The 16,149-nt window shown below is 54.0% G+C and carries 14 protein-coding genes; 7 read left to right on the forward strand and 7 right to left on the reverse strand.

The genetic code is table 11. From position 1 onward, the window contains the following. The first annotated feature begins 151 nt into the window (after positions 1-151). The 6 genes from Dvar_RS31165 to Dvar_RS31190 all read left to right on the forward strand — a co-directional run bounded on the left by Dvar_RS31165 (position 152) and on the right by Dvar_RS31190 (position 8,379). The gene (locus Dvar_RS31165; protein WP_419657028.1) at positions 152-1,372 is read left to right on the forward strand and encodes a M24 family metallopeptidase; all 1,221 of its coding nucleotides are present in this window, start codon (positions 152-154) and stop codon (positions 1,370-1,372) included. A gap of 179 nt (positions 1,373-1,551) precedes the next feature. Further along, positions 1,552-2,937 (forward strand): choice-of-anchor Q domain-containing protein, encoded by a 1,386-nt coding sequence (locus Dvar_RS31170; RefSeq protein WP_419657029.1) that lies wholly within the window; start codon positions 1,552-1,554, stop codon positions 2,935-2,937. Positions 2,938-3,381: 444 nt separating this feature from the next. Then, positions 3,382-4,188, forward strand: coding sequence for an EFR1 family ferrodoxin (locus Dvar_RS31175; protein WP_419657030.1), 807 nt, complete (start codon positions 3,382-3,384; stop codon positions 4,186-4,188). Positions 4,189-4,421: 233 nt separating this feature from the next. Next, the gene (locus tag Dvar_RS31180; RefSeq protein WP_419657031.1) at positions 4,422-5,048 is read left to right on the forward strand and encodes a (2Fe-2S)-binding protein; all 627 of its coding nucleotides are present in this window, start codon (positions 4,422-4,424) and stop codon (positions 5,046-5,048) included. Between the two features lie 5 nt (positions 5,049-5,053). Beyond that, a complete protein-coding gene (locus tag Dvar_RS31185) occupies positions 5,054-7,393 on the forward strand; it encodes a xanthine dehydrogenase family protein molybdopterin-binding subunit (protein WP_419657032.1) in 2,340 nt (779 codons plus the stop codon). 2 nt (positions 7,394-7,395) lie between these two features. Further along, a complete protein-coding gene (locus Dvar_RS31190) occupies positions 7,396-8,379 on the forward strand; it encodes an FAD binding domain-containing protein (RefSeq protein WP_419657033.1) in 984 nt (327 codons plus the stop codon). Positions 8,380-8,562: 183 nt separating this feature from the next. Here the strand turns inward: Dvar_RS31190 and Dvar_RS31195 are convergent, their stop codons facing one another. Next, entirely contained in the window at positions 8,563-9,906 is a 1,344-nt protein-coding gene (locus Dvar_RS31195; RefSeq protein ID WP_419657034.1) for a trimethylamine methyltransferase family protein, read from the reverse strand. Positions 9,907-10,223: 317 nt separating this feature from the next. Between Dvar_RS31195 and Dvar_RS31200 the strand changes: the two genes are divergently transcribed. Beyond that, positions 10,224-10,448, forward strand: a complete 225-nt coding sequence (locus Dvar_RS31200; protein WP_419657035.1) for a hypothetical protein — start codon at positions 10,224-10,226, stop codon at positions 10,446-10,448. A 9-nt stretch (positions 10,449-10,457) separates the two neighbouring features. On the opposite strand, the gene Dvar_RS31205 is transcribed toward Dvar_RS31200, so the two are convergent. The 6 genes from Dvar_RS31205 to Dvar_RS31230 are packed head-to-tail and all read right to left on the reverse strand — an operon-like array spanning position 10,458 to position 16,148. Continuing rightward, positions 10,458-10,661: a type II toxin-antitoxin system PemK/MazF family toxin gene (locus Dvar_RS31205; protein WP_419657036.1), complete on the reverse strand. Its 204-nt coding sequence runs from the start codon at positions 10,659-10,661 to the stop codon at positions 10,458-10,460. A gap of 4 nt (positions 10,662-10,665) precedes the next feature. Continuing rightward, the gene (locus Dvar_RS31210) at positions 10,666-13,128 is read right to left on the reverse strand and encodes a helix-turn-helix domain-containing protein (RefSeq protein ID WP_419657037.1); all 2,463 of its coding nucleotides are present in this window, start codon (positions 13,126-13,128) and stop codon (positions 10,666-10,668) included. 57 nt (positions 13,129-13,185) lie between these two features. Beyond that, positions 13,186-14,916: a 4-hydroxy-3-methylbut-2-enyl diphosphate reductase gene (ispH, locus tag Dvar_RS31215; RefSeq protein ID WP_419657038.1), complete on the reverse strand. Its 1,731-nt coding sequence runs from the start codon at positions 14,914-14,916 to the stop codon at positions 13,186-13,188. A gap of 19 nt (positions 14,917-14,935) precedes the next feature. After that, entirely contained in the window at positions 14,936-15,130 is a 195-nt protein-coding gene (locus Dvar_RS31220) for a CooT family nickel-binding protein (protein ID WP_419657039.1), read from the reverse strand. A 28-nt stretch (positions 15,131-15,158) separates the two neighbouring features. Beyond that, positions 15,159-15,596, reverse strand: a complete 438-nt coding sequence (locus Dvar_RS31225; RefSeq protein WP_419657040.1) for a DUF3842 family protein — start codon at positions 15,594-15,596, stop codon at positions 15,159-15,161. Between the two features lie 27 nt (positions 15,597-15,623). After that, complete coding sequence (locus Dvar_RS31230) at positions 15,624-16,148, reverse strand: NYN domain-containing protein (protein WP_419657041.1); 525 nt, start codon at positions 16,146-16,148, stop codon at positions 15,624-15,626. Position 16,149: the final 1 nt, after the last annotated feature.

A 16,149-nucleotide genomic window follows, 5' to 3' on the forward strand; every position in this document is an offset into this window, starting at 1 on the left:
AAATCTTATTCAAATATTAAATCAGCATACCATCGTTGTCACTATAGAATCAATCGGGATAGAAAAATTCGTTTGTGTTATAGCCTGTTAATAGCTATTTTGTAGCGCGAACCGAAAGCGGGTGACCACTGAAAAGACCATGGGGACAAAAATGACTGGAAATGTAGTCGCATTCGACAGCAATTATGCGTTGGTTCCGAAATCTGAAATTCATTTTCGAATTGAAAAGCTCCAACGTTGGATGGCATCAGAGGCGCTGGACGGTGCATTTTTATTTCAACATGTGGATATTTACTATTTCAGCGGCACGCTGCAGCGGTCCATTCTTTTTGTTCCAGTTAGCGGTCAGCCGCTGTTGATGGTAATCAAAAGCCTTAAGCGGGCGCAAACCGAATCCCCTTTGGAACAGATTCTGCCCCTTAAAGGGCGCAACGCGCTGCCCCCCATATTGTCCGATTTCAACTACACCGGCTTAAATCGCGTGGGGCTTGAGCTGGATGTGCTGCCTGCGGGGCATTATCTCTGGTTCAAGAAAACCTTTCCCCATATCGATGGAGTTGATATATCACCGGGCATTCGAGGGTTGAGGATGATCAAATCCGCCTATGAAATCGATCAAATCCGGCGATCGGCCGCGGTTACCGACAAGGGATACCAGACCATTCGGGGATTGATCCGGGAGGGAATGTCCGAGCTTGAACTGGATGGACTGCTCTTCTCCATCGGCCGAAAAAATGGCCACCTGGGCCTGATGCGCATACGGGGCTGGAACCAGGAAATGATGAATGCCCATGTATTCACCGGGCCCGGGGGCGCAGCGGTGTCCTGTTGCGAAACCCCGGGCAACGGCATGGGCATATCACCGGCCCTGCCCCAGGGGGCCGGCTTCGGGCGCGTTACCAGAAACCAACCGATCTACATTGATTATGGCGTGAATTTAAATGGTTATCACAGTGATCAGACCCGCACCTTGATCATCGGGGCCCTGGCCCCCACCCTGGCCAGAGCCCATGCCTGCGCCAAAGAAATCTTAGACGTTCTTGAGGATCAGATCCGTCCCGGCATGGCTTGTCGAGAAATCTACCAAAAAGCCAAGGACATGGCTACCGAGCAAGGATTTGCAGACCATTTCATGGGCCATGGCGAGGGCCAGGTGAGATTCTTGGGGCATGGCCTGGGCCTTGAGATCGACGAGTTTCCCGTGATCGCGACGAAATTCGATATGCCGGTTGAAGAAGGGATGGTCTTTGCCCTGGAGCCCAAGTTCAGTTTTCCCGGCATCGGCATTGTCGGCATGGAGGACGATTATCTGGTCACGGCAAAGGGGCTGGAGCGTTTAACGCTGACCGAGCAGATCCTGCTTAAGATTTGAAGGATTGACTGCACCAATTTCATCTCACCTGATGAGACATCGGTGAGCAATGCATTCGATGAGATTTTTCCCTGAAGGCAATAATACTCTTTTATTCATCCGATAATTTCGATAATTAGAGACGTGCTCATCTTATATGTCGATAATTTACCAAACGCCAATCTAAAGGAGGAATTCGGATGAACGGCCAAACGGTAACATGGTCAGCAAGGGTATTTGTGATTGAAATTGTCTTGTTCGCGTTTTTATCGACATTCCATGGAGCCGCATCAGGCGGTCTGTTCTATATCGACCCCATCAATGGCAAAGCCTCCAATGACGGCACCGCCGAGCACCCCTGGCGCACGCTGGAGCAGGTGGCAGCTGACGGTTTGATTGAAACCCAGGGCTACGACAATCTGCCCTATACCGGTGACAACCCGCTGGTGGTTAAAAATCCGCAAGGACCGGTCAAAGCCGGTGACACCCTGGTGTTGCTGAGCGGTTATCACGGCGCTCTGGAACTCAGCGGTGCGATCAACGATACCCCGATTATTGTACAGGCCACCGCCGGCCATACCCCTACCCTGAGCCATATCTCTCTGGTTGCCGCCTGCAACTGGCACTTTGTGGGCCTGACCATCACGCCCAGCGCAGCCGCCACCTATGAGAAACAGACCCTGTTCAACGCGGCCTCTCACAGCTGGCATGGCCCAAGCAGCCAGATTACTATCGAGGACTGCCAGCTCTATTCCGTCACCGATACCAGCGCCTGGAGCGCGGACGAGTGGAATGCCCTGGCCTGCAATGCCATTGCCATGTCCGGCGATCAGATGACCGCCCAAAACAACACCTGCCGCAACGTCAACTTCGGTATCACCATCAACGGGAACCTCGGGGTGGTGGCGCACAACACCGTCGAGAATTTCGCTGGTGATGGGATGCGCGGCCTGGGCAATGACCTGCTTTTCGAATACAATCTGGTCAAGAATTGTTATGACGTCAACGACAACCACGATGACGGCTTCCAGTCCTGGTCCATTAACGACGATCCGCCCCGTGAACGGGTAACCCTGCGCGGCAACACCATCATCAATTTCGAGGACCCGAACCAGCCGTTGTGGGGGCCCCTGCAGGGGATCGGATGTTTTGACGGGCCCTATGTGGACTGGGTGGTGGAGAACAACTTGGTTATCACGGACCACTGGCACGGCATCTCCCTGTACGGCGCCGTGGACAGCCGCATCGTCAACAACACGGTGGTGGATGCGGATCCGGGAAATCCCGGCCCCCCCTGGGTGATGTTCCACGACCACAAGGACGGCACGCCCAGCTCGGGCTGCCTGATCCGCAACAACATCGCCGCCACGGTATCGGTCAGCGGTGACACGACAGCCGACCACAACTACCTGATAGGCAGCGGCGGCGACATCTTTGTGGATCCGGAAAACTACGACTATCATCTGCGTGACAGTGCCACCGCCGTCATCGACTCGGGTAGCAGCGCGTCCGCCCCGGACACGGACATGGACGGCACGGTCCGTCCCCAGGGGGCGGGTGTCGATCCGGGCTGTTACGAGCGCTGATTGGTTTCGTTATGATTTCACTATAGGTCCCGAGGAAGCGTATTATCAGGTTCAACAGAATCAGCGGGACCATATGGGATAGGTGTTTCCCGCAGCTCAAATGATAATCCTTTTCCACCGCAGTGGCATGATAGCAATCTTGCCAAAATGCTCCCTTTCTATTTTTCCTTGAGTTATATTCCTGGCCGGTTCTACTCTCAACCAGCTTGATCGAATCAGGGATAACGTTACGCCCGCCACGATCAAATAAAAGCAGGTGGATATGGTTGGTAGTGACCCTACTGACCTACCTAATGCGGCCTCCCTGTCTGGAACCAATCAATCACGGGCAAATCGATTTTTTTGAGCTCATGCTCAATAAAAGAGTTGATCCGATAGAGGACTCGTTGTAGATCAACTGCGGTACGCGCCGTTGCAAAACGTAAATTAATAGGAGAGCAGTTAATGGATATACAATCACTGAAAATCGGCTATTTTTCCCCCACGGGCACAACCCGGACGGTAATTGAAGGCATCGCACGTGGAATCGATCACAGCACCTCGGAATTCATCGATATCACCAAACCCGATTTGAGAAAGCAGCCGCTCCAGGCATCCCAGGATGACCTGTTGGTAGTGGCCGTTCCGGTTTACGCCGGAAGAGTGCCCGCTGTTTTGCAAGACTGGCTGAGTGAGATAAACGCCAGCAACACGCCTGCGGTCTGCGTTGTCGTTTATGGGAATCGTGAATATGACGATGCATTGCTCGAGCTTAAAAACATTCTGGAAAAGCGCGGCTGCAAACCGATCGCCGGCGCGGCATTCATTGGCGAGCATTCATTTTCCGGCCCGGACACGCCCATTGCCGTTGCACGTCCGGATGACGATGATTTGAATCATGCAGAAGCGTTCGGGCGAAAGATTAAAGAAAAACTGGGCTCGTTATTATCTGCCGACCAGATTTCTGAACTGAAGGTGCCCGGCAACTTTCCCTATAAAGAGGGGATGAAAAAGATCACAGGCGATTTTATCGCCGTCAGTGATGAGTGCACCCAATGCGGCGTTTGCGCACAGTTTTGCCCGGTTGAGGCAATTGATGCGGAAGACAGCTCGACCACTGATCGGGAAAAGTGCATTTTGTGCTGTGCCTGCATCAAAGGCTGTCCTGAAAATGCGCGCACCATGATGGCCGGCCCGGTCAAGGACATCGCCATACGGCTCAACAAAGCGTGCCAGGATCGAAAAGAGCCGGTTTTCTTCATAGACGATTGATCTAAAAAACTCAGGTTTGCCAATCCTGCCGCACCTTCCGAAATCAGATGGCTTGTCGTTGCAGTCGCCTGCAGCGAAAAGCCATCTTTTTTGAAATCAATTGATACCGTTTATTTGGATTGTTTGAATTCACCTCTTGTGCTTTAATTTTGGTTCGTACATACCACTGATGACTCGACGGATTAATAAGAGGGAAAAACAGGGACAGCTATCCATTGTAAGGAGGTTTGGCCATGGGAGACGATCAGGAGCCCAAGAACAAAAGCGGGTCGAGACTCACCCGCCGCACTTTTCTCAAGACCATGGGCAGCAGCGCCGTGATCGCAGCTGGAGCCGATAGCCTGACCGGATTCAGCCAAGCTGCAGCAGCGCCGGCCGCACCTGAAAAAGTCGTGCGAATCGATTTTTCGGTCAATGACGTTCGCCGCTCCTTGGTTGTCGAACCCCGCTGGACCCTGCTCTATGTCCTGCGGGAAAAACTTGGTATCATGGGGCCCAAACCGGGGTGTGAACGCGGGGAGTGCGGTGCCTGCACCGTGCTGGTGGACGGTGTCTCCCGATATGCTTGTTTGACATTGGCGGTGGAGACCGACGGTTGCCGGATCACCACCATCGAAGGTCTGATGGACGGTGAAAATCTGGGCCCGGTTCAACAGGCCTTTGCCGAACATGACGCCTTTCAATGTGGGTATTGCGCACCAGGCCAGATCATGTCCGCCGAAAGCCTGCTGCGCCGCAATCCATCGCCCGATCCTGACGACATCCGCAGCGCCATGAGCGGCAATGTCTGCCGTTGTGGCGCGTATGCCCATATCCATAAAGCCGTGTCCCATGCGGCGACGCTAAGGCAGAGAAAGTGAGGTCGATGGTGAATCGTGATCAGCCTATTTTCATAACATCGGATCAGCCGGTGCCGGACACCCCTCGACCTGGCGAATCCCTGCCGCCATGGGAAAAAACCCGTTTCGTCGGCCAGGCCGTCCCCCGCGTCGACGCTTATGAGCGGGTCAGCGGGTCAGCGGTCTTTCCTTCGGATGTTGTTTTGCCCAATATGCTTCATGGCGCCATTTTGCGCTGTCCCCATCCCCATGCCAAGGTGCTTCGGGTTGACACGCAGCGAGCCCGGCGTATGCCCGGCGTGCATGCGGTCATTGACAGCCGCACCGCGGAGGCGGATCTCAAGTGGACCTATGCCGGCTCCGGTGTAACCCTTCAAACCAAACTGTTCGACCCCATCTGCCGGTTTGAAGGGGAAACAGTGGCCGCCGTAGCCGCCGAGACCCCCTATCAGGCCCGGGATGCCCTCAAAGCCATTGAAATCACGTATGAACAGCGGCCCTTTGTTGCAGATGAGCGTAATGGGCTCAAGCCAACGTCCGCGAACGTTCACCCCGATGGCAACCAGGTCGGAAAGACGGATACCTATACGCGCGGAGACGTGGCACAGGGGTTTGCCCAAGCTGATGTGGTTCTCGAACAGGACTATCGAACAGCCTGCCAAATCCATACGCCCGTGGAACCCCATGGCTGCGTGGCCAACTGGGAAGGCGACCGGCTGACGCTTTGGGAATCCACTCAAGGCGTGTTTGCAATCCAGAAACAAGTCGCTGAAATATTGGGGATGCCCCTATCCAAGGTCCGCGTCATCGGTTCCTATATGGGCGGGGCTTTTGGCAGCAAACTCGTAACCGGCAAATACACCATCATTGCCGCCCTTCTGGCCCGCATCACCGGCCGCCCGGTCAAACTATTCCTGAGCCGGGAAGAGACCTTTCTGGCCGTTGGAAACCGCCCCCCCACAAACATGCATTTAAAGGCCGGCGTCAAAAAAGACGGCACCCTGACCGCACTCGAGTTCACCTGCAACGGTTCAAGCGGCGCCTACCCCTTTGGCGGCGCACTGGTGGTTGACTGGCTGATTCGCGATCTTTATACCTGCCCCAATGTTAGAACCACGGCCACCGATATCTATATGAACGCCGGCCCGGCCCGGGCCTTTCGGGCGCCGGGCCATCCCCAGGGCGCATGGGCTCTGGAGCAAATGATGGATGCCCTGGCCGATGCCATTGGGATGGACCCCGTGGATTTGCGCGTCAAAAATATTTCGCTTTTTAGCCAGGCGCGCAAAGGTCAGCCCCCCTACACCATCACAGGATACAAAGAATGCCTGATACGCGGCGCCAAAGCCTTTGGCTGGCACGGAGCCCGCAAGTCAGCCGCAAGCGCCGGCATAAAGAACGGCGTTCGCCGGGGCGTGGGCATGGCCGGTGGGCTTTGGTCTTCCGGTAACGGCCGGCCGCCGGCAACCATCATTCTTAAACTCTTTGCCGACGGCAGCGTCAACTTGAACATGGGCGCCAGTGATCTCGGCACCGGCACAAAAACAGTCATGGCATTGGTGGTGGCCGAAGAACTGGGGGTAGCGCCCGATGTCATCCAGATCGAACACGCCGATACAGGCACCACCCAATATGCCTCGCCCAGCGGCGGCAGCAAGACCGTACCCACCGAGGCGCCGGCCGTACGCGCCGCTGCTGTGCATGTTAAACAGCAGCTGATTGAAATGGCCGCGCACAACCTCAAGGCCGATCCTGCGGATCTGCGGTATATCCCGGGAAAGATCGTCAGCAAAACCAATGCATCCCAAAAAATCGATATCAAGCGCATCTCCGCCCTCAGAATGGCCGGAGTGGTCGTGGGCATTGGCACGCGGGCGCCCAATCCCCCGAACAAGGTTGCCAATCCCTTTGCCACACAATTCTGTGAAGTTGAAGTTAATCTGCGAACCGGCGAAGTCCGGATTCTCAGGTTCCTCGGCGCCCATGACAGCGGCCGGGTAATGAGTCGATTAACCTATGATAACCAGGTATTCGGCGGCATCACCATGGGAATCGGCCTGGCCATGACTGAAGAGCGGATGCTGGATCGTAACCAGACCGGAAAAATGGTCAACCGCAGCTGGCTGGATTACAAAATCCCCACCATGATGGATGTTCCCATTGACATGACCTGCCTTCCCATTGAGTTGGTAGACAATATAGCCAACACCACCGGCGCCAAAGGACTGGGCGAGCCTGCCACCATTCCCACGGCAGCCGCTGTTGCAAACGCCATTTACAACGCCACAGGCCTGCGGGTCACTGAAACCCCCATTGACCCCATCCGACTCTGCCAACGTCTGGCAGCCCAACGAAAGGTGGATTAGCCATGTTGCCCAGCTTTGCTTATATTCGCGTCAAATCCCTGGATCAAGCCATCGAGGCCCTTTCCGTTGATGGCGCCCGGCTGCTTGCCGGCGGCACCGATCTGATCGGCTGTCTTCGGGACGGCGTTCTGGAGGCCACCACCATCGTCAGCATCTCCCGTCTTGCGGAACTTCACGGCGTTCGGCGCACAGCCGAGGGCGGCCTGGTCATCGGCGCCTTGGAAAGCATCGCCGATGTCGCCCGTCATCCAATCATCCAATCCGAATATCAGGCCCTGGCCATGGCTGCCGAGACCGTCGCCAGCCCCCAGCTGCGTCACCAGGGAACCCTTGGCGGCAACCTCTGCCAAAAACCAAGATGCGCTTACTATCGCGGCGAATTTGATTGTCTGCGAAAAGGCGGCGATCTATGTTACGCTGAAAGTGGCGAAAACACCCGTCACTGTATTATCGGCGGCGAAAACTGCTATTACGTCCATCCATCTGATACTGCTCCTGCCCTCGTGGCGCTGGGCGCCAGCGTCGTCCTTGTCGGCCCCAAAGGCAAGCGTGTCCTGCCATTGGAACGCTTTTATCTATCCTCATCCGAGGACTATACCCGTGAAACCGTTCTTAATGGCGATGAAATTCTGACGGCAATCCATTTGCCGCCCCATGCGGGCACCCTGCAAAGCACCTACCGCAAAGTGCGGATCCGTGGAGCCTGGGATTTTGCGCTGGCCGGCGCCGCCATTGCTGCTCAGCGCAAAAACGGCCGGGTGATCCATAGTCGAATCGTCTTAAGCGGCGCCGCACCCGTCCCATTTCGCGCGACCGCTTCAGAAGCAGTCCTTGCCGGCAACCCCCTGGACCCCGACACCATTGTCAACGCAGCCCAGGCCGCCATGCAAAACGCCGAACCCTTGGCGCAAAACAGCTACAAAATACCAATGTTCAAAGGTGTTATCGAACAATGCCTCAGCGCCATGGCTTTAAAAAGGGGATAGGTATACATCGACAAGCACGCGCGATAGCCGCAAACGATTTGCGATTTCGGGACGGGCCAGGCCAAGCCAACCAGTTGAAATGAAATAAAAAAGGTTGAAAAAGTAGGCCTATTTTCATTTGTTTAGTTCAAACCATTCCCCATCACTTCCACAATTAGTATGGAATTGACAGTTATTTTGTTATTAAAACCATTCACTCGGTATGTTTTTCAATGTGTGATCGTGACTGCCGAAATCGCCTCCAAAGTTTTCGATCGTTTCGATAATCACATTCAGCAAAATTTCTTTTTCTCTTTCAAAAAGCAATGTTGGTTTCCTGTAAATCCTTTCCGCCTCTTGTATGTCACGGTTTAGACGGACGTGGTTTGCCAGAAGTGCTGTAATACCACTGTCGTCAAGACTCTGAATATGATGCAAAGCGGCGATATCATTTTCGGCTTTGACAAAAGAAAACAACGCCAAGTCACCCAAAAAACCATAGCAATGCCGGATCATGTGCCAGCCCTCTAGTACCGCATCCCATAGAATTATTGCTCGGACGGTTTGGTAATCGGTGTTAAGCAACTCGTTTTTGTGTACGTCTCCTTCAATTGTGCAGCCGGACTGAATGCTGGCGATATCCAGCAAGCGGGAGGTGTAGGCGACCAGATAATTAACAAAATTATGGACCACTGAACCAATCTTCAAAGATGGTTTTTTTCCTGGCGTGCACATGGTCGGATATGCACCGTTGATCACTTTTGTTTCCGGATTGATGCTATAAGCGATCGCCATCCCGGCAAGGAACTCAGCAAAGGCTAACAGTGCAATACCATAGGGCGTCATCGGGCCGTTTTGTCCGCTGAACGGCTGTGTAGTCAACATGACTGGTATTTGCCTCTCTACACAACGGATGAAAACATCAATGCTTTCTCTATAAGAAAGGGTGAGTGGGGAATGGAAAATCGTGTGATGGACAATGATGTAATGTCCATTTCGGATTTGTTTTTCAGCTTCTTCAACACCCGATTCGGTGGAGATGAAAAAGAATTTAGGACCACTGAAAATATTGGATGTCACACTGAATTGTTCAATTTCATATTTGCCCAATTGACGGGCACAGACAAACGAAAAAGGGATTTCATATTTTTGCACTAGCATCGCTTGCTTCAAAATGTGATTCAGGTCAGGGTCTTTTAGTTCATAGGAATCGTTTTCACCGGAGTGGATAAACCCTGCTATACCGCCAGGGCCGAAGGATCTGTCAATGATCGGGAAATCAAAACGGTAGGCTTGGTCTACAATGTTTTGGATGTAATTCGGATCGAAATGAATTCGCTTGGAGGTCAGATCATAGATGGCACCATAGTCGGTTCCCCGGGTTATCCGTTTAACGATGTCGGAATAATCGACAATGGAACCGTTTGATTTTCTATCCGGTACTTTCACACCGCAATATAGCAGGACCTGTTTTGCATCGTAGATGAGATTCCGTGCCAATCGATTCCACAAATTCTCATAATCTGATTGTCGGATTCTTTTCAGCATTTTGCAACCTATCGATTTCGTGATAAATGCATAAAATGCCGTTTTGGGGCCGGCCGAAAAAATGAAATCTTGTTGAGACCTGTTGTTCTGGTGCTGTTTTCATCGGCAAGGGTGCATGCAACTTAAACAGATAGCTTTTATACAATGGCAATAATCCATCATTTTTGTCAATTCGTTCAAGCCAATTATAATTTTTTTGTGGAAAGCCATGTTCTGTCGCAAGGAAAAAACGATAGAATAGAATGCCCCGATAATCCCACGAAGGTCGTAACTCAACCGCCTACTATGATCTAACCACCCTGCTGCCCGTACGCACCGTGGTTCCGGGACTGGCCGAGGTCGAGTACGGCTTTGATGCCAAGGGCCGGTTGCCACATGTGCTCACGGGAAGCCGTGAAACCACCTGTACCTATACACCCGAGTGCTTTTTGGCCACGGGCGCCGATCCGGAGCAGACCACCACCTATGATCACGATGCCCTGGGCCGGATAACCGCCGTGCATCGACCCGATGCCGGTTATATCCATTTACCGTCGCCGTGAAAGCAACGATTAACCGCCAATTATTTCATTCAATCCGTCAATGATGAGGGCTAATTCTTCTTCAGATGCTTCGGCAATTTTATTGCCGATTCGCTTCGTTGAAAGGATTCTAATCTGACTAATCTTTACCCAAGATTTTTTTGGTAGTTTGGTATCCATTAGTTCCATGGTTAGTGGATAGCCAGCCCTTTGTGGTTGAGAGGTCCCTTGCAAGGTATCAATCCTTCTTTGTCTTGTTCAAGTGGGCCTGGACCAGTTTGATCTCACCGTAGGAGACGTCGGCCCCCAGGGCTTGCTTGACTTCCTTGAAGGACGAGGTCTGGGGCTGAAGCAATTCCTTCTCGATGCGCTTTTGTTTCTCAGATGACACCAGCCGGTCGATGGAAATCGTGCCGGTTTCCACAAAATGGGCCAAATGGCCTTCGATGGTGGCGGGCACCAGCTCGCGCGCCTTTGCGATTTCTTCGATACCAAGGCCTTTTTCGAACATGGCCAGGGAAATCTGTTTGGTCTCACCGCGGGGTGTTTTGCTCTTTTTTGGTTTCTCATCGGCTGGCGGCGGATCCGGCAGGGTCACGGTCTGGATATCGTGCTTTTTGCGATAGTCGCCGACCAGGGTTACCAGTTCCTCGCCATACCGCTTGGCCAGCTGTTTGCCGATGCCCTTGATATTTTTCAGGGCCGTCAATGAGTCAGGCAAATTGATGGCGATCTGGATCAAGGGTTTCTGGTGCATGACCTGAAAATGAGCAACGCCTTCGCTCTGGGCTTTCTCACTGCGCCAGGCCTTGAGGATTTCAAACAAATCGCGGTGGGTGATGTCGGTTTCCGAATAGGTTGCTGCCTGCGGTTTGGGCGTTGTTGGTTTGCTGCCGGTCACTGCTGCGGAAATGGCCCGGAAATAATGGTCTGCTGAAAACCCCTGGGCGCAGCTTTTTACAGCGGCCAGCTTGACGTCGATCTCCTCCTGCAGGCGTTTGCGGGCCAGGTTGACTTTCTTTAAGATGGCCTTGTTGTCCGAATCAATGGCCAATGACGGAATCGCCTGCCCTACGCCGATCTCAATTTTCTCCTGAAAATAGGCGGATGCCTTGGTGATGCGCTCCAGCACGGCGGCATCGTCCGCCGGCAGGCGATCGGCGGCGAAAAGCCCCTGCAACTGCCGGCCGAATTTTTCGCCTACACTGATAATTTCTCCCTCGGCTTGGTTTTGCAGGGCACGCAGGTCCTGACCGCTGGCCACGTGCACCACACCGGGATTGCCCAAAATCAACCCGATCAGGCGCCGCAAACGCGCGCGCAGCCCATTGAAATCAAAACAAGCCAGCAACAGGCGCTGTTGGTACTGGACCTTGTGGTGCTGCAACTGCTCGGTTGTCGGCTGGTTCTGGCGGTTTTCCGCGTTGAAGCGTTGTACCGCCGGATCAGCCTTGATCGCCCTGGATGACAGCGGTGTGGACAGTACCATGCCCTCAAGAGTCCGGCAACGGCTCAAGGCCACATAGACCTGTCCGTGGGCAAAGGCGGCCTGGGCATCGATGATGGCCCGGTCAAAGGTGAGCCCCTGGCTCTTGTGGATGGTAATGGCCCAGGCCAGCCGTAAGGGATATTGGCTGAACGCGCCAATCTTGTTTTCCTTGATTTCCAGGGTCTCCCGGTTCAGCGTATATTCGATATTCTCCCAGGTGACCGGCTCTACATCGATCACGCTATCGTCTTCAGGACACCGGATACGGATCTGTTTGCTTGAAATATGAGTGATCGTCCCGATTTTTCCGTTGAAGTATTGTTTATCGGGAGACGGGTCATTGCGCACGAACATGACCTGGGCCCCTTTTTTTAGCGCCAGACTGGACGCCGTGGGAAAGGTATGCTCGGGAAAGTCGCCCTCGATATCCGCCGTGAACGTGTGGGCGCGTTGGGCCAAGGCACCTAGCCGGTCGGCATTGATGGTATCGGCCTGTCGATTGTGGGTGCAAAGGGTGATGCTTCCGTCAAATGATTTATCGGGCCCATGGGCAAGATGGCGTTGGTTGAGGGCGGTCAGGGCGGCATCGTCAAGCCGGCCACCTCTCACCTGGTTGAGCAGGGCGATAAAGCGGTCGTCCGCCTGGCGGTAAATGTGCATCAGCTCGATACTGACCATCTCGGTTTGCTGCAGTGCCGTACTGCTGAAAAAATAGGGTGATGCATAATACTTTTCAAGCAGCGTCCACTCCTCGTCCCTGACCACCGGCGGCAGCTGAAAAAGATCACCGATCATGAGCAGTTGCACGCCGCCGAACGGTTCATTGCCCGGGCGAAAACGGCGCAACATGGCGTCTACGCCATCCAACAGATCGGCGCGCACCATGCTGATTTCATCGATGACCAACAGATCGAGATTCTTGATGATGTCGATCTTGTCCCGGCTGAATCGATACTGCAGACGGCCGGTTTCACCGTCCGGCACAAAGGGACCGAAGGGCAGCTGGAAGAAAGAATGCAGGGTCACCCCGCCGGCATTGATGGCGGCCACGCCCGTGGGCGCCGTGACCACCAGCCGCTTGGGAAAGGATTGTTTAAGGGTCTGCAGGAAAGTGGTTTTTCCGGTTCCGGCCTTGCCGGTCAGAAAGATATTGCATCCCGTATGGCGCACATACTCGCCGGCAAGCTGCAGTTCGGGATTGGTGGCATTCATTGTCTGTGACCTCCTCTTAGCGCACGAAAAATCATCTCAACACAGTGAGATATTTTTTTAATTGGACACGATCATCCACACGAGGGTCAGCAATCCAGACAACAGAAAAAGGCTCTCCACCAAAAATTCCATGTGCATGCCGGGCAACATACGGCCCTTTTCATAGGACCGGATCAGCTTGAACATGACCGCCGGACAGAAAATCAGAAGAAAACCCAGTTTGGAAAACACACCGATGGCCGCCATGGCCGCCGGCAGAATCATGCAGCCAATGAGAATTTTTTTCAGCAGATCAAACGTCCGGCGATCGCCCAACAGGATGGGCAGGGTCTCCTTGCCGATGATACGGTCTCCCTGAACATCGAGCAAGTCGAAAAAAGCGGTGCGCGCAAACACAAGGGCCGTAGCCCACACAAACACCGCGCCAACACTGACCACCGATGCCGAGTTGCCGGTGAACCCCGGCAAAATCGCCACCACCACCCCCCATGCGGCAGCAATCAGAATGGTTTTGGAACCGGGGATATCCTTGATGCGCCGGAACCGATAGCCAAGACTTGCTGGAATTAAATAGAGATTGTAGGACAGTCCCAAAAGACTCATGACCAGCAGAGAAACAAAGGCTACGCCGCCAATGGCCGATGCAGACAGCAGTCCAAAGCTGCCCGCGGCAATGGAAATGGCGGACAGGGCCAATCGGTGCTGACGGTAAAATCGTGCCCGTTCCGGGTCATTGTATTCATCTTCGGCTGTGCCGGTAAGGTGGTTGAGCAAATGCATGGACAGCACATACAGCACGGCCACACTGATCGGTGCGATCTCGGTTGGTATCGCCATCAGCTTCGCACAGGCGAAACACAGGCATCCCGCACCCACCGCCACATAGACATTGACCAGCAACAACACCTTGATCAAGGTGTTGACGGCCCGGGCAGCACCGTTCTGCCGCTTGGACGGCAGCCGCTCCAGTTCTCGATAAACCCGTTTGATGATCCAGTTAGGCGTGGAGGCCCCGGCCGTAATGCCCACCTGCTCTACCCCATCCAGACCGCATCCGTCCAATTCCACTTCGGTCTCAATGTGAAACGCTGGTTTGCCGGTCTCAGCGGCAATTTCAGCCAGGCGCCGCGTATTGCCGCTTTGCTTTCCGCCGACCACGACCACGGCATCCACGCGCCCGGCCAGCTGTTTGACTTCCGCCTGCCGCTTTTCCGTGGAATCGCAGATGGTGTCAAAGGTTTTATAATGGGGGAATGTCTCGGCCGCCCAGGCCTTTACCTTGCCGTAAAACCGGAGATTCTGCGTGGTCTGGGCCACGATAATGGCTTTTTCAAAAGCCGGCAGCGCGTCGAGCTCGGCCATGGAGCTGACCACATGTCCCATATCACCGGCATATCCGACCAGGCCGACCACTTCCGGGTGATCTCGATCACCGACGATGATGGCGGCATACCCTTTTCGTGCATGCACACGAATGATGGTCTGCACCCGGATAACCCGAGGGCAGGTCGCATCCACCACCTGAAACCCCGCATCGGCCAGCCGCTCTTTATCCGCCGGTGGCACACCATGGGCCCGGATCAGTACGGTGCCATGCCCTTTTTCAGGAATCGATTCAAGCACCGAGATTCCTTTTTCGGCAAAAAGTCCCAGCACCTGCGGATTGTGGATCAAGGGGCCATAGGTAAAAATGGGTTCAGCGTGTTTTCCCGGTGCATCCAGCGCAAGCTCAACAGCCCGCCGCACCCCCATACAAAAACCGGCGGTCTTGGCAATCTCAATCTTCATCAGCGATCAGCAGCTCTTTTCAACCTTCCAACGATTTGAGAAAAACTTTATGGTCGACAAGCGAAAGGGATTGAATCTCGGCCCGCAAGAACTTTTGCTCACCGAAAATATTGACCAGTTTCAATCCATCCCCTTCAGGGGTAACGTAATCCACGGATTTCATGACCAGTGTTTCTTCCCCGTCGGCAACTAAATATGCATTGGCTTCACACATGGGTATTTGTACCTTCCAATATTGGTGGTCAATGGGTATCGTCCACCAGTGGTTTGAGATGATTCGTGACCAGGGCATCCACAAGGTGGGGCAAAGGGTCGTCCGATACGCCGATCACATCGACGTTCTCCTGAGAAATGGGCAGAATCAGCTTGATTGCCCTACTGCCGGACACGGCGGCAGCCATTTTGGGCGTGACCTCCCCCATCATGGCATGCGGCAGCATGATGGCCAGGGTACCGACCACCACATCCATCCGCGGAACCGTCTGGACGATGGCATTTTCTCCGGATGCCCCCCGATTGGCCCGGGCCTTGAGCATCTGGGCCGTGGCAATGGCGTTGGTGCCAAGGGCAATGATCTCCACCAATTCACCAAACTGTTCCTTGATCTTCTTGATGATCGTACTGCCGATACCGCCCCCCTGCCCGTCGATCACACACACTTTTTTCTGCGCACCGTCCATATCCATTCCTGATTTTTCAGATTAACGCTACAGTTTGTCTGCCTTGGCCTTGGCCTTCCGCTTGCGCTTGGAAAGCCGCCGACGGGGCCCCTTTTTACGCGTTGTCGGCTTCCATCCCGTATCCTCGTCAAACTCCTTACCGCCTTTGACCGACAGATAACGGGCCATGATCACCTTGGACTCGAATGCATTCGAGTCCATGGCCGCCGCACCCGCCGATTCGGCGGCGGCCATGACTTCCCGGTCACTACTGACCACCAGCGCCCGTTCTCTTTCTCGCCGGGCCATGCGCCGGATCACATCATCAGCACTTTCCCCGCCATGAGAAAAACGCAGACGGATTCCTTTGGCACGATCTCGATTGCCATACAGGAAAGGCTCCTTTACACCGTCAAAAACCACGGTAATCTTATGCGGCTTGAGTTTTTTGTAAACCGCCAGCATGTCTACCAACGCCTCACGTCCCAGTTGCAGGTCCTGGATGTCCAAGGCGGAGAGTTCGGGTGATTGGCGAATCAGGTTATAACCGTCGATGATAATGTGAATAGCCATG

The organism is Desulfosarcina variabilis str. Montpellier (genome assembly GCF_048565275.1).
Classification (GTDB): Bacteria; Desulfobacterota; Desulfobacteria; order Desulfobacterales; family Desulfosarcinaceae; genus Desulfosarcina; species Desulfosarcina variabilis.

Excerpts from the sequence above, each read along its gene's own strand:
- Dvar_RS31195 (WP_419657034.1), bottom strand. The coding sequence starts at position 9,906 with ATGCTGAAAAGAATCCGACAATCAGATTATGAGAATTTGTGGAATCGA.
- ispH (WP_419657038.1), bottom strand. The coding sequence starts at position 14,916 with ATGAAGATTGAGATTGCCAAGACCGCCGGTTTTTGTATGGGGGTGCGG.
- Dvar_RS31225 (WP_419657040.1), bottom strand. The coding sequence starts at position 15,596 with ATGGACGGTGCGCAGAAAAAAGTGTGTGTGATCGACGGGCAGGGGGGC.
- Dvar_RS31170 (WP_419657029.1), top strand. The coding sequence starts at position 1,552 with ATGAACGGCCAAACGGTAACATGGTCAGCAAGGGTATTTGTGATTGAA.
- Dvar_RS31185 (WP_419657032.1), top strand. The coding sequence starts at position 5,054 with ATGGTGAATCGTGATCAGCCTATTTTCATAACATCGGATCAGCCGGTG.
- Dvar_RS31175 (WP_419657030.1), top strand. The coding sequence starts at position 3,382 with ATGGATATACAATCACTGAAAATCGGCTATTTTTCCCCCACGGGCACA.
- Dvar_RS31230 (WP_419657041.1), bottom strand. The coding sequence starts at position 16,148 with ATGGCTATTCACATTATCATCGACGGTTATAACCTGATTCGCCAATCA.
- Dvar_RS31165 (WP_419657028.1), top strand. The coding sequence starts at position 152 with ATGACTGGAAATGTAGTCGCATTCGACAGCAATTATGCGTTGGTTCCG.
- Dvar_RS31220 (WP_419657039.1), bottom strand. The coding sequence starts at position 15,130 with ATGTGTGAAGCCAATGCATATTTAGTTGCCGACGGGGAAGAAACACTG.
- Dvar_RS31190 (WP_419657033.1), top strand. The coding sequence starts at position 7,396 with ATGTTGCCCAGCTTTGCTTATATTCGCGTCAAATCCCTGGATCAAGCC.
- Dvar_RS31210 (WP_419657037.1), bottom strand. The coding sequence starts at position 13,128 with ATGAATGCCACCAATCCCGAACTGCAGCTTGCCGGCGAGTATGTGCGC.
- Dvar_RS31180 (WP_419657031.1), top strand. The coding sequence starts at position 4,422 with ATGGGAGACGATCAGGAGCCCAAGAACAAAAGCGGGTCGAGACTCACC.